This window comes from Bacillus sp. FSL R5-0434, assembly GCF_038004745.1.
Lineage (GTDB): Bacteria > Bacillota > Bacilli > Bacillales > Bacillaceae > Bacillus > Bacillus halotolerans.
This window is the reverse complement of the sequence record NZ_JBBORV010000001.1, coordinates 3,692,703-3,705,532: the sequence shown is the minus strand read 5'-3', so window position 1 is coordinate 3,705,532 and position 12,830 is coordinate 3,692,703. Positions and strand designations below refer to the sequence as shown.

The 12,830-nt window shown below is 43.3% G+C and carries 15 protein-coding genes; 14 read left to right on the top strand and 1 reads right to left on the bottom strand.

The genetic code is table 11. From position 1 onward, the window contains the following. The first annotated feature begins 15 nt into the window (after positions 1-15). Positions 16-414, top strand: a complete 399-nt coding sequence (locus tag NYE43_RS19295) for a F0F1 ATP synthase subunit epsilon (protein ID WP_010332228.1) — start codon at positions 16-18, stop codon at positions 412-414. A gap of 34 nt (positions 415-448) precedes the next feature. On the opposite strand, the gene NYE43_RS19290 is transcribed toward NYE43_RS19295, so the two are convergent. Further along, entirely contained in the window at positions 449-922 is a 474-nt protein-coding gene (locus tag NYE43_RS19290) for a hypothetical protein (protein ID WP_044159725.1), read from the bottom strand. Positions 923-1,099: 177 nt separating this feature from the next. Here NYE43_RS19290 and NYE43_RS19285 point away from each other — a divergent pair, with 177 nt between their 5' ends. The 13 genes from NYE43_RS19285 (at position 1,100) to urtA (ending at position 12,800) form a co-directional block, all read left to right on the top strand. Next, positions 1,100-1,330, top strand: coding sequence for a DUF1146 family protein (locus NYE43_RS19285; RefSeq protein WP_024123158.1), 231 nt, complete (start codon positions 1,100-1,102; stop codon positions 1,328-1,330). A gap of 142 nt (positions 1,331-1,472) precedes the next feature. Continuing rightward, the gene (locus tag NYE43_RS19280) at positions 1,473-2,213 is read left to right on the top strand and encodes a YwmB family TATA-box binding protein (RefSeq protein ID WP_024123157.1); all 741 of its coding nucleotides are present in this window, start codon (positions 1,473-1,475) and stop codon (positions 2,211-2,213) included. Between the two features lie 33 nt (positions 2,214-2,246). Then, positions 2,247-3,557 carry a UDP-N-acetylglucosamine 1-carboxyvinyltransferase gene (gene murA, locus NYE43_RS19275; RefSeq protein WP_024123156.1) on the top strand — a complete coding sequence of 437 codons (1,311 nt, stop codon included), beginning with the start codon at positions 2,247-2,249 and terminating at the stop codon, positions 3,555-3,557. A 193-nt stretch (positions 3,558-3,750) separates the two neighbouring features. After that, a complete protein-coding gene (gene spoIID / locus NYE43_RS19270; RefSeq protein WP_024123155.1) occupies positions 3,751-4,782 on the top strand; it encodes a stage II sporulation protein D in 1,032 nt (343 codons plus the stop codon). A gap of 424 nt (positions 4,783-5,206) precedes the next feature. Then, on the top strand, positions 5,207-5,890 hold the full coding sequence (locus tag NYE43_RS19265) for a vWA domain-containing protein (protein WP_101859818.1): 684 nt from the start codon (positions 5,207-5,209) through the stop codon (positions 5,888-5,890). 321 nt (positions 5,891-6,211) lie between these two features. After that, positions 6,212-6,886, top strand: a complete 675-nt coding sequence (locus NYE43_RS19260; protein WP_103671908.1) for a vWA domain-containing protein — start codon at positions 6,212-6,214, stop codon at positions 6,884-6,886. A gap of 88 nt (positions 6,887-6,974) precedes the next feature. Beyond that, a complete protein-coding gene (locus NYE43_RS19255) occupies positions 6,975-7,136 on the top strand; it encodes a hypothetical protein (protein WP_010332220.1) in 162 nt (53 codons plus the stop codon). A 100-nt stretch (positions 7,137-7,236) separates the two neighbouring features. Further along, entirely contained in the window at positions 7,237-8,043 is an 807-nt protein-coding gene (fdhD, locus tag NYE43_RS19250) for a formate dehydrogenase accessory sulfurtransferase FdhD (protein WP_024123152.1), read from the top strand. Next, positions 8,040-9,065, top strand: coding sequence for a GTP 3',8-cyclase MoaA (gene moaA / locus NYE43_RS19245; protein WP_095712818.1), 1,026 nt, complete (start codon positions 8,040-8,042; stop codon positions 9,063-9,065). The genes fdhD and moaA overlap by 4 nt, the downstream gene beginning before the upstream one ends. A gap of 203 nt (positions 9,066-9,268) precedes the next feature. Beyond that, positions 9,269-10,402, top strand: a complete 1,134-nt coding sequence (locus NYE43_RS19240; RefSeq protein ID WP_059353697.1) for a response regulator aspartate phosphatase — start codon at positions 9,269-9,271, stop codon at positions 10,400-10,402. A 198-nt stretch (positions 10,403-10,600) separates the two neighbouring features. Further along, the gene (locus tag NYE43_RS19235) at positions 10,601-11,080 is read left to right on the top strand and encodes a hypothetical protein (protein ID WP_024123147.1); all 480 of its coding nucleotides are present in this window, start codon (positions 10,601-10,603) and stop codon (positions 11,078-11,080) included. Positions 11,081-11,153: 73 nt separating this feature from the next. Then, positions 11,154-11,342, top strand: coding sequence for a CsbD family protein (locus tag NYE43_RS19230; protein ID WP_024123146.1), 189 nt, complete (start codon positions 11,154-11,156; stop codon positions 11,340-11,342). A 201-nt stretch (positions 11,343-11,543) separates the two neighbouring features. Further along, a complete protein-coding gene (gene urtA / locus NYE43_RS19225; RefSeq protein ID WP_213418085.1) occupies positions 11,544-12,800 on the top strand; it encodes an urea ABC transporter substrate-binding protein in 1,257 nt (418 codons plus the stop codon). Positions 12,801-12,830: the final 30 nt, after the last annotated feature.

Here is a 12,830-nt window from a genome sequence, read left to right as displayed (position 1 = left end):
TAGGAGGGTAAAAGCATGAAGACCGTTCAAGTCAATATCGTTACTCCCGACGGCCCAGTATACGATGCGAATATCGAAATGGTGAGTGTGAGAGCCGAAAGCGGCGATCTCGGTATTTTGCCAGGTCATATTCCAACCGTGGCTCCTCTTAAAATCGGCGCTGTTCGTCTGAAAAAAGACGGACAGACTGAATTGGTTGCCGTCAGCGGCGGATTTATAGAAGTTCGTCCTGATCAGGTGACCATCCTTGCCCAAACTGCTGAGACAGCGGAAGGCATCGATAAAGAGCGCGCAGAAGCTGCACGTCAGCGGGCGCAGGAGCGTTTGAATTCTCAATCAGATGATACTGACATTCGTCGGGCTGAGCTTGCATTACAGCGGGCTTTGAACAGATTGGATGTAGCAGGGAAATAATAAAAAAATCCTTCTCTTCATGAGAAGGATTTTTTTATGACTGCACAAGAGAATCAAACAGTGACAGCAGCGGCTGACTCTCTTTTTGACGCAAGTATAAACGATCACAGCAATTCACGGTATGCCATGATTTACGGTGTCTTCTAAAGCCCATTGTATAAGCCCCGTCTGTATACGGATAAGGCTTTACGATCCATTCGGCATCTTCGTGATGGGCAATCACACAATCTATAAGATAAACACTGATCATCTTCTCAAATTCTTCAATAGGAAGATTCCAATCAGCAAGCAAAAGCTCTTGTATGCTTTGAAAATAAAGATGTTCAAGCTCTTCGAGGCTTTCTCTCGTTTGGGTGAGAGAAATGTTATAAAACTGACACAATTCATTCAGTTCTTCAATCTGTGACTGTCTATAATCATAATAGAATGCAATTGCTTCCCATTCCTGCTCAAATACAGGCAAGTCCTCACCATATTGCTTTTCAGGCTGAAAAAATGAATGATTCATAATTGCCAGCTCCTTTCCAAAAAAGTATACCATGCAAAAGAGCCGCTGTTTAAGCGGGGATTAGCCCTAGTTTTGGATGAATATTCCGTTCTGTATAAAATGTATCATCTTTATCTCTTCTTCTTATATAATAAGAAAGGGTATAAAGCGGAGAATGGATGAAAGGAGTGCGTATAGATGAGCGTATTGGGACAGCAGGCTGCAATTGGCATTATCGTTCACTTGATTTTTATCGCGGTCACTTGGTGGGCGCTTCAAGCCGTCAATATTGATCCGTTAATCAGAAAAGGCAAAGTCCTGCAGGCAAGACTTCTAATGATTTTGCTGACCATTGCAATCGGAACGACTGTCGGAAACTTCTTTTTGGATTACCTTAATTATTCACAGCAGCTTCCCTATTTATTTTGATAGGTTTTGATTGCCGAAAACATGGGAATGGCTGGGGAAGCGGGTTAAATCGCTTCCTGTAATCACGCGAGTTTTGACGAAGAATTCCACGTATGGCACCCCTTGCCTCCGGTAAAACTGGAGATTAGGGGGAGAGATCATAATGAAGAAAAAACAAGTAAGCTATGCTATTATTGTATCTGTTGTATTAAGTTTCGTCATTGCTGTTTTCCATACGATTCATGCGAGTGAGTTAACGCCATTAGCACAAATTGCAGAGGGAATGGAACGCCAGAATGTGTCAATTGATAAGTGGACTTTGCATGCAAAACAAAATATGTCTCTGACCGAAAAAGAATTTTATCAAAAAGTGCAACGTTTAAAATCAGAGTATCGTCAATATAATTGGGCACTTGCACAGGAAGACCAAATAGTAAAGGCCATTGGCACGTATACTGACAAAAAAAATCATACTTCTTTTAAACTGCAGCTTGTCACAACCCTCAAAAAACACAACCCAACTTCGTATTTATTATATGAGCAAATGAGTCTTGAGACACCGATTAGCTGGAATGATACATATGAACAGTTTGAACGGCAGGCACTCGGGATATTCCAAGAAAAAGTAGTTATTTTTACTTGTCTAAATGGTCATTTAGATGATAATATGGATATTGTTTTGCAAAAAAAAGCAAATCAGTTATTAAATGAATTTCAAGCAAGATCTGTTGAACATGTAGTTGAGCCAAGTTTCGTTTCTATTTCTGCGTATACAGATGAGTGGAAAGAGTCTATCATGACCTCAGAACATAAAATGAATTTGCAAATTGCACTTAGAAGTGCAGGAATGGGCGGAAAACATATCGTTACGGTTGGCACACCAATCGTTACGACTGAATATTAATATAGAGAATTTAGGGACGCGGAGGGGAATACCTTGGAAAAAATCATCGTCCGCGGCGGTCAAAAGTTAAACGGCACAGTCAAAGTTGAAGGCGCTAAAAATGCCGTTTTACCAGTTATCGCTGCATCTTTATTAGCAAGTGAAGAAAAAAGCGTAATTTGTGATGTACCTACGCTCTCCGATGTATATACAATTAATGAAGTGTTGCGTCATTTAGGAGCAGATGTGCATTTTGAGAATAATGAAGTCACTGTAAATGCTTCATACGCTTTGCAAACTGAAGCACCTTTTGAATATGTACGTAAAATGCGTGCGTCTGTGCTTGTCATGGGACCGCTTCTTGCGCGTACAGGTCATGCAAGAGTAGCGCTTCCGGGCGGATGCGCAATTGGATCTAGACCAATAGACCAGCATTTAAAAGGTTTTGAAGCAATGGGCGCAGAAATTAAAGTCGGTAATGGCTTCATTGAAGCTGAAGTAAAAGGCCGTCTGCAAGGCGCGAAAATCTATCTGGATTTCCCAAGTGTGGGAGCAACAGAAAACCTGATTATGGCAGCTGCTTTAGCTGAAGGAACAACAACGCTTGAGAACGTGGCGAAAGAGCCTGAAATCGTTGATTTAGCAAACTATATCAACGGCATGGGCGGAAAAATCCGCGGAGCGGGCACCGGCACCATTAAAATTGAAGGAGTCGACAAGCTTCACGGCGTAAGACACCATATTATACCTGACCGTATTGAAGCGGGCACATTCATGGTTGCCGCTGCAATCACTGAAGGAAATGTTTTAGTTAAAGGAGCGGTTCCTGAACACCTCACTTCTTTAATCGCAAAAATGGAAGAGATGGGTGTTACGATTAAGGATGAAGGAGAAGGCCTTCGTGTGATCGGTCCGAAAGAACTGAAACCGATCGACATTAAAACAATGCCTCACCCTGGATTCCCGACTGATATGCAGTCACAAATGATGGCGCTTCTGCTTCGTGCAAGCGGCACAAGCATGATTACGGAAACTGTTTTTGAAAACCGTTTTATGCATGCGGAAGAATTCCGCCGTATGAATGGTGATATCAAGATTGAAGGTCGTTCTGTGATTATTAACGGCCCTGTACAGCTTCAAGGAGCTGAAGTTGCAGCTACTGACTTGCGTGCAGGCGCAGCGTTGATTCTTGCGGGGTTAGTGGCTGAAGGTCATACACGTGTTACTGAACTGAAACACTTAGACCGCGGTTATGTTGATTTCCATCAGAAGCTTGCCGGTCTTGGCGCAGACATCGAACGTGTAAACGATGAGTCTGCTTCTGAGCAAGAAAGCAAAGAAGTTGTCTCAGACTTAAACGCATAAAGGATTGAAAATCAGTATGTCATTCTGGCATACTGGTTTTTTATTTTTAGTGTATTATCATCATTATGCGCAAAATAGCAAAAAAGAATACGTAAATGACAAATAAAGTTTCTGTCCAAAAGGAGAGTCATATTAGCTTGTCCCTGCCCATAGACTAGACTAGAGTCGAATCCCGAGCAGGAGGCAGCTGAATATGAAACAATTCGCAATCACACTATCCGTACTATGTGCATTGATTCTCTTGGTCCCCACACTCTTAGTGATCCCGTTTCAGCATAATAAAGAAGCCGGGGCCAGAGGAGAATCAGGAAAGACAGCAGTCAACACGATACAAGAATCAAAAGGAGCGGAAACATTGAAAGCATCGCCTGTTTCTATTCCAGTCTATCGAACCGCCAATCAATCCGTAGAAGATATTCCGCTTGAAGAGTATGTCATCGGAGTCGTCGCCTCCGAAATGCCGGCTACCTTTGAACCTGAAGCGCTGAAGGCACAGGCTCTCGCCGCAAGAACGTTTATTGTCAGACTGATGGTTTCAAATTCTGCAGTAGAGGCCCCTAAAGGCTCGCTGGTGGATGATACTCAGATGTTCCAGGTGTACAAAAGCAAAGCGGAGCTGAAGAATCAGTGGGGCGCAGATTATGAAGCAAAGCTGAAAAAAATCACAGATGCGGTTGCCAGTACGCAAGGCAAAATCTTAACGTACAACAACCAGCCGATTGAAGCCTCCTTTTTCTCCACAAGCAACGGTTATACAGAAAATGCGGAAGCATATTGGACAAGTGCCATTCCTTATTTAAAAAGCGTCAAAAGCTCTTGGGATAAAAAGTCTCCGAAGTATAAGGCCACCAAAACCTTTACAGTGGCGCAATTTGAACAAAAGCTTGGCGTCCAGCTGAATGGGTCAAATACAGTCGGAAAAATTACCGGAGAGACACCGGGCCATCAGGTGGCAACAGCCGTCATTAACGGCAAGACGCTGAAAGGAAGGGACATACGCGAAAAGCTAGGCCTCAATTCAGCTGATTTTGAATGGAAACGAAACGGAGACACCATTACCATTACCACAAAAGGCTTTGGACACGGTGTGGGAATGAGCCAGTATGGAGCCAATTTTATGGCGAAAGAGGGCAAAACAGTTGATGAGATTGTGAAGTACTATTATCAAGGAACACAGGTTTCAACCGCCGATTCGTTTTTAAATAAATATATGGCGAAGAAATAAAAAGACGCTTCATAAAGCGTCTTTTTTGCCGTTTTTAAGCGTATATTCTGTTCCTAAGTCTATTTTTATGTAAGAGCGGTTAAAGACCTTCTAAAGGCCTCCTGCGTATTTTATAGCCTATATGATGATGAGGGAATCAGTTCCTTTTTCATATTTGCTGACACTGAGATTGTGGTAAAGTAATCCACATTGATCGACAGACTTCGACAGACTCATATAACGAAAGGCGAAAGGCTGACAATCATGATTTTTCATTTTGCTGTTAGGCGGAAATCACTAATAAAAACAAAGGTTTCTATGCAAAAGTAAACAGCGGCAATGGGGAAGCCCGCCCTATTTATTTCTCTGTTTTTGTCGATTACGATTAGTTATGTTCAGCGTTGAACATCTGCACGCAGAAACAAACTTGAAAAGGGGCACGAACATGAAGAAAAGATTTTCACTGATCATGATGACAGGATTGCTATTTGGACTGACGTCACCTGCTTTTGCTGCTGAAAAAACAGAACCGAAGGCTGAAGCTCCGGCAAACGTGGCGGTTTTGCTTGATGCCAGCGGAAGCATGGCGAAAAGAATAGACGGTGTATCTAAATTTAATTCAGCCAAAAAAGAAGTTTCAAAGTTTGCAAGCTCACTGCCTGCGGACACTCAAGTGAAAATGAGTGTGTTTGGTTCAGAAGGAAACAATAAGAATTCCGGAAAAGTTCAATCATGCGAAGCCATTCGCAACGTATACGGCTTCCAAAGCTTTAACGAACAGAGCTTCCTCAATTCTCTTAACACAATCGGGCCGACTGGCTGGACACCGATCGCAAAAGCGCTGAACGAGGCAAAATCTTCTTTCGATCAGCTTGATGCAAAAGGAGAAAAAGTCGTTTACCTGCTAACAGACGGTGAGGAAACATGCGGCGGCAACCCGATCAAAACAGCAAAAGAACTTCATAAAGACAACATCACAGTAAATGTCATTGGATTTGACTATAAAGAAGGATATAAAGGCCAGCTGAACGCAATTGCTAAAGTCGGCGGCGGAGAATATTTCCCTGCTTATACGCAAAAAGATGTTGAGAAAATTTTCACTCAGCAATCACTGATGTTATCTAAATAAGAAAAAAAGAGGCTGAAAGGTCAGCCTCTTTTTTGTTTTTAACAAAACGTTCAAAAGTAAGCAGCTGACCGCCTGTAGCATAGTAGCAGATTTCAGCTTTTCTCTCCTGACCACGGAGAAGAAAGAATGAATGGTGTCACATTCTTTCTATATTTTTTGGGTGAAAATGGCTAAAAATATTGAGGTTTCCGGTGATTTTGAATAGAAAGTGAAAGGGAGATAAAAGGCAGCTTGCCCTATATCATTTTGTGGTTTCATATTCTAGCATAAAGAAGAATCCAACAAATGGTTGGAAAATATGATAAAGAAAGGAAGTTGAACATGAAAAAATTACTGACTGCCGGTATTATTGGACTGTTGACTGTCTCCATTGCGTCACCGTCTTTTGCCGCTGAGAAAAAAACCGACACGAATGTAGCTGTCCTGTTTGATGGAAGCGGAAGTATGGTTCAAAAAACAGGAGGAGAACGAAAGATAGACATTGCCAAAAAATCTGTAAAGTCTTTTGCCGAGCTGCTTCCTGAGGATACAAATCTGATGCTTCGCGTCTTTGGACATGCGGGAAACAATAAACTTTCCGGAAAGGCTCTTTCATGCAGCACAACAGAAACGATTTACGGCCTTCATCCATATGAAGGAACGCTCTTTGACCATTCATTAAGCGGCATCAAACCGACCGGCTGGACGCCAATTGCCAAAGCGCTTTCTGATACAAGAAAAGAATTTGAAGCGTTTGATGCAGACGGGAAAAACGTGGTGTATTTAATCACTGACGGTGAAGAAACATGCGGCGGAAATCCTGCTGATGAAATTGAAAAGCTTCGTGAAGCGAATGTAGATACGATTGTAAATATTATCGGCTTCAACTTTGATGTGAAAGGAAACGCGGAAATGAAACAGGCGGCTGTTGCTGGCGGCGGAGAATATATTTCAGCTGACAGCGCGGAAGAATTCGAGCAGGCCTGGGAAAAAGAAGCACAAAAATTTACTGAGTAACCGAATGAAAAGGCGCTCCCCAGGCGCCTTTTTCTATTGGTTTAAAAACAGGGCCGGCGGGAATGATACCCGTAAAGGGGTGGAAAACATGAGATTGTTAGGACTGATATTTCTTATAGCCGCCGTGGTTTTCATATTGCTCGGTGTTTTTCTGAAACTGGCAGCTTTCTTTTTTGTCAGCATGCTCACTTTGATCGCAGCTCTTGTGCTGTTTATGATCCTGAAAAAGAATCAGCATAACCAAACGTAGAGTCCTTTAGAATGGGCTCTTTTTTTTATAACAGGATTCGACAAAATCTGAGGAGTGTGAAAAAATATAAAGGCAGGAACATTGCGGAGGGGAAGAGACATTGAACGATAAAGTAACTGCGGTCAGGGAGATATGGCGTTATGAACAAGGGGAAATGAGCAGGCAAACCGACCGGATGGTGACAGAATATCCGTTGACGGTGATGGTGAACGGCAGTGAGTTTGTCACGCTCGTTTGCACGCCGGAGCATATCAAAGAGCTTGTCATCGGATTTCTCGCATCTGAGGGTGTTATTCGATTTCAAAAAGAGATTAAAAGGTTTACAATAGATGAAAGTCTCGGTTTTGTGTATGTCGATCTCATTCATCCTGAGACATTGAATCAACAGGAATATACGAAACGGGTGATCGGCTCGTGCTGCGGAAAGGGCCGCCATTTTTATTTTCAGCAGGATGTCAAAACCGCCAAGACGGCTGTCAGTCAAATGAAGATTTCGCCTGAAACTTGTTTGGCGCTTATGAAGGATATGCAAAAAGAAAGCGGGACGTTTCAGGAGACGGGAGGCGTACATAATGCGGCGCTTTGCGATACGGAGAAAGTGCTTTTGATGCGCACAGATATCGGCCGTCACAACGCGCTTGATAAATTATACGGACATTGTCTGCTGAATGGGATGTCTGTTCGCGATAAACTGATTGTCTTCAGCGGCAGAATCTCATCAGAAGTGCTGTTAAAAGCGGCAAAAATCGGCGTGTCGATTGTGATTTCAAAATCGGCCCCGACAGAGCTTGCGATTCAAATGGCAGAAGAATTAAATATTACAGCGATCGGTTTTGTGAGAAACGGATCTTTTAATGTATATACACATCCCGAGAGAATTGGGGGACAGGAGGGGCTGCAGCAATGAATACAGAATCTCGCCAGATGTTAGATAAAAGGAACAGACCGCTCAGAGACCTTCGCATTTCTGTTACAGACCGCTGCAACTTCCGATGCACGTACTGTATGCCAGCCGAGTTATTCGGCCCGGATTATCCTTTTTTAAAGAAAGAGGAGCTGCTTTCATTTGAGGAATTGGAACGGCTTGCGGCGCTGTTTGTCACCAGGTTCGGAGTGGAAAAAATCCGCTTGACCGGCGGAGAGCCGCTCATGAGAAAGGACATGCCCGAATTAATTAAAAAACTGGCCCGCATTCCGGGTCTCCGTGATATTGCGATGACGACAAACGGGTCGCTGCTGCCTGTTTATGCCGACAAGCTCAAAGAAGCCGGCTTGAAACGGGTGACCATCAGCCTTGATTCATTAGAGGACGAACGCTTTAAAATGATCAACGGGCGAGGGGTTTCTGTCAGCAAGGTGCTTGAAGGCATTGAAGCGGCGAAACAAGCAGGGCTCGGCGTTAAAATCAACATGGTCGTCCAAAGGGGCGTCAATGAAAAAGATATCCTGCCTATGGCGCGCTATTTTAAAGAAAAAGGGCATATCTTGAGATTCATCGAATTTATGGACGTCGGCAACACCAACCAATGGGAAAAGAAAGACGTCATGACAAAGGCGGAAATCATTGATGTAATCAATGAACACATGCCGGTTGAACCGATCGCGCCTAATTATAAAGGGGAAGTTGCTTCAAGGTTTCGCTACTTGGACGGATCTGGCGAAATCGGCGTGATTTCTTCTGTATCTGATGCGTTCTGCGGCTCGTGTAACAGGGCACGCCTGTCTGCGCGCGGTGAGTTGTTTACTTGCCTGTTCGCTTCAAGCGGATATGACCTCAGAGCGCCGGTTCGGCAGGGATTAAGTGATGGCGAGCTGACAGCGATGATCGGCACAGTGTGGAAGAATCGGATAGACCAATATTCAGTTGACCGGACTCTTTCAAAAACAGCGGGCAAAAAGAAAGTGGAAATGTCTTATATTGGCGGTTAATATGATAAAAGCTTATCGGCTAAGTCCGGTAAGCTTTTTTTGTGTCAAAAACTGTAATGCGCCAAAAAGTGCAAAAAATCCAATCAGAAACCGAAAAATATAAGGATAGGCAAAAAGAAGGAATCACTGGAAGAAATTTTAATTCTAAAGCCATACAATATGATAAAATATAACCACTAGTTCATAGAAAGGGTTGGAGAGGCATGGCCGCTTACGAGATCCCGTCATCTCAAGTAGGAGTGAAAATCAATCAGTGGTATAAGCACATTTTAGCATTTCAAGTGGCTGATGCCGTTCAGCTGAAGGAAGAGATTGATCATGATATAGAACATATGGAAGAGGATCAGCTGCTTCTGTTGTACTATCAGCTGATCAGCTACCGTCATCAAATTATGCTTGATTATGTAAAGCCCGACCTGCACGAGGAATCTCAGCTCCAATATCGTGAATTGATCGAGAGGCTGGAAAGCAGCAAGGACAGCATCTCGGGATTATCTGAGTATTATTTTCATTTGTTCAGAGGGATGTATGAATTTGAACAGAACAATTACATCTCAGCCATATCTTTCTATCGGAAAGCTGAGAAAATGCTTGCGTTTGTAGAGGATGATATTGAAAGAGCGGAATTTCATTTTAAAGTAGCGGAAGTATTTTATATTATGAAGCAGACCCACTTTTCCATGAATCATGCGATACAGGCGCTTGAGACCTACAAGGCTCATGATTTTTACAGGGTCAGAAGAATTCAATGCCATTTTGTCATATCAGGAAACTATATAGACTACAGAAATTATGAAAAAGCGCTCGAGCATCTCGATGACGCTTATCGTTTGGCTTTACTGGAAGGACAGCCCCGCTTGATCGGATCAGCCCTCTACAACATGGGGAACTGTTATGATGAAAAAGGAGAACTGGACCAGGCGGCTGCATACTTTGAAAAAGCGCTTCCTGTCTTTGAGGAACACCAGCTGGAGCAGCTCCCGAAAGCGCTGTTCAGCTTAACGCGTGTACTCTTCAAAAAACAGGCTGAACAGGCGGCTATGCATTATTATGAAAAAGGGATTGCCATCGCCCGAAAACGAAACGACAGCTTCAGTCTGGAAAAATATAAATTTCTGCAGGCTCTATATGTGGAATCCGTTAATATGGATATGATTCAAGAGGTATTTGATTATATGGAAGCCAAGTCCCTGTATGTGTATATTGAGGAATTTGCTCTGGATGCGGCTGCATATTCCAGCCTTCATGAAAACTATAAAGATGCGGTGTTTTTCTATGAAAAAGCGGTCAGCATGAGAGCGCTGATTCTGAAGGAAGACTGTTTATATCAAGTGTAAGACGAAACCATCTGATGCCGGATGGTTTTTTTATACAAAAAAAGGGGAGCATCGGGACGTTTATTTCCGTGGAGAACAGGAAAAATCGCTACATACTGTTTTTGAACACAAACGAATGGAAAGCCGCGATTTTGTGAAACAGAGAAATGGCGGAGTGCATATGTGTTGTTGTTTATGACAAGCGTGAGGGGGAATTCAATGTTTGGATTTGATGATATGGTGAAGTTTCTATGGTCTTTCCTCATCGTTCTGCCGCTTGTATCTATTATACATGTTGCCGGGCACAGCTTTATGGCTTTTGTTTTTGGCGGGAAGGGTTCATTGGATATCGGGATGGGCAAAAAACTGTTCAAGATCGGGCCGATACAGGTCAGAACCATTTATTTTATGGATTCGTTTTGCCGGTACGGTGAGCTGAAGATCGACAACCGATTCTCACACGCACTTGTTTATGCCGGAGGCTGCCTGTTTAACTTAATAACCATTTTCGCAGTGAATTTGCTCATTATACACAGTGTATTGGAGCCAAATGTGTTTTTCTATCAGTTTGTCTACTTTTCTACGTATTATGTGTTTTTTGCCCTGCTGCCGGTCCGTTACTCAGAAAATAAATCATCTGACGGGCTGGCGCTCTACAAGGTGCTCCGTTACGGAGAGCGTTATGAAATCGATAAATAATATTCAAATGTTTACCGCTGCTCAGATCGGGAAGGTAACAAGTACACACTTAAATGAAGGGAGAGAATGACACATGGGTAACGATAGTGTAAAAGATAAAATGAAAGGCGGCTTAAATAAAGCCAAGGGAGAAGTGAAGGATAAAGTCGGAGATATGACCGACAAAACGGACATGCAGGCTGAAGGCAAAAAAGATAAGGCAAAAGGCGAGGTCCAAAAGGGTATCGGTGAAGCGAAGGATAAATTCACAGATAAAGATTAATCAGATCGGCAAGGCAAGAAACATTGTTTCTTGCCTTTTTTTTTATGTGAATAAATATAACAAAAAAGACAATCGATTTGGTTAAAGTATCTAAATTTTTTAAATATTCTTTAAAATAGTGCGCCTGTTCTATATAATAATTGACATAAGTTGTTAACTTTTATGACATCAGTTGACTCAATCAGACAAAGGAGGTTCTGGATGAAAAGCAAAGGGGTTAGAATACAGGGTGTCTTTCTGATGTTTCTTATCACGATTCTGATCACGGGATGTACGGCGCCGAAGAAAGTGTCGGAAGCCAGCGGAGATGCGAAAAAAACAGTTGAAATTGACACAAGCGGGGATTCAGTGAAGGTTGGGATTCTTCACTCATTAAGCGGGACAATGGCAATCAGCGAGGTATCCGTCCATGATGCAGAGCTGCTGGCTATTCATGAAATCAACCAAAAAGGCGGCGTTCTCGGCAAAAAGCTTGAACCCGTCGTGGAGGACGGGGCATCTGACTGGCCTACATATGCCGAAAAAATGAGAAAGCTGCTTCAGCAGGACAAAGCGGCGGCTGTATTCGGAGGGTGGACATCAGCGAGCCGCAAGGCGATGCTCCCGGTTGTGGAGCAAAATAACGGGCTGCTGTTCTATCCGGTGCAATACGAAGGCATGGAGTCATCGCCTCATATTTTTTATACCGGAGCAACGACAAATCAGCAAATCGTGCCGGCTGTCGATTGGCTGCTGAAGAATAAAGGCAAGACATTCTTTCTGATCGGCTCGGATTATGTGTTCCCGAGAACAGCCAATAAAATCATTAAAGCGCAAGTAAAAGCTGCTGGGGGAGAAGTTGCCGGTGAAGAGTATACGCCGCTCGGCCACACGAATTACAGTACGCTGGTCAGCAAAATCAAAGAAAAGCAGCCGGATGTAATTTTTAACACATTAAACGGCGACAGCAACGTGGCATTTTTCAAACAGCTGAAAGATGCGGGTGTGACAGCTGATGATATTCCTGTCATGTCGGCGAGTGTCGCAGAGGAAGAAATTCGGGGGATCGGGACAGATGTGCTAAAAGGGCATTATGCGGTGTGGAATTATTTCCAAACAACAAATACAGCAGAAAATCATACATTCGTGAAGAATTATAAAAAGCAGAACGGAGATAACAGGGTGACCAGTGATCCGATTGAAGCCGGGTATAATGCGGTGTATCTCTGGGCGGCAGCCGTTGAAAAAGCCAAGTCCTTTGAGATCGATAAAGTGAAGAAAGCGGCTGACGGGATTGCATTCAAGGCCCCGGGCGGCACAGTGAAAATCGATGGAGATACACAGCATCTTTACAAAACAGTTAGAATCGGGCAAATCACGGGGGATGGACAATTTAAAGAAGTATGGAACTCAGGTGATCCGGTAAAACCTGATCCGTATTTAAAAACGTACGACTGGGCAAAGGGGTTATCTAAATAAATCAAAGCCGTTTGCGGGAGAGGAGGCGGA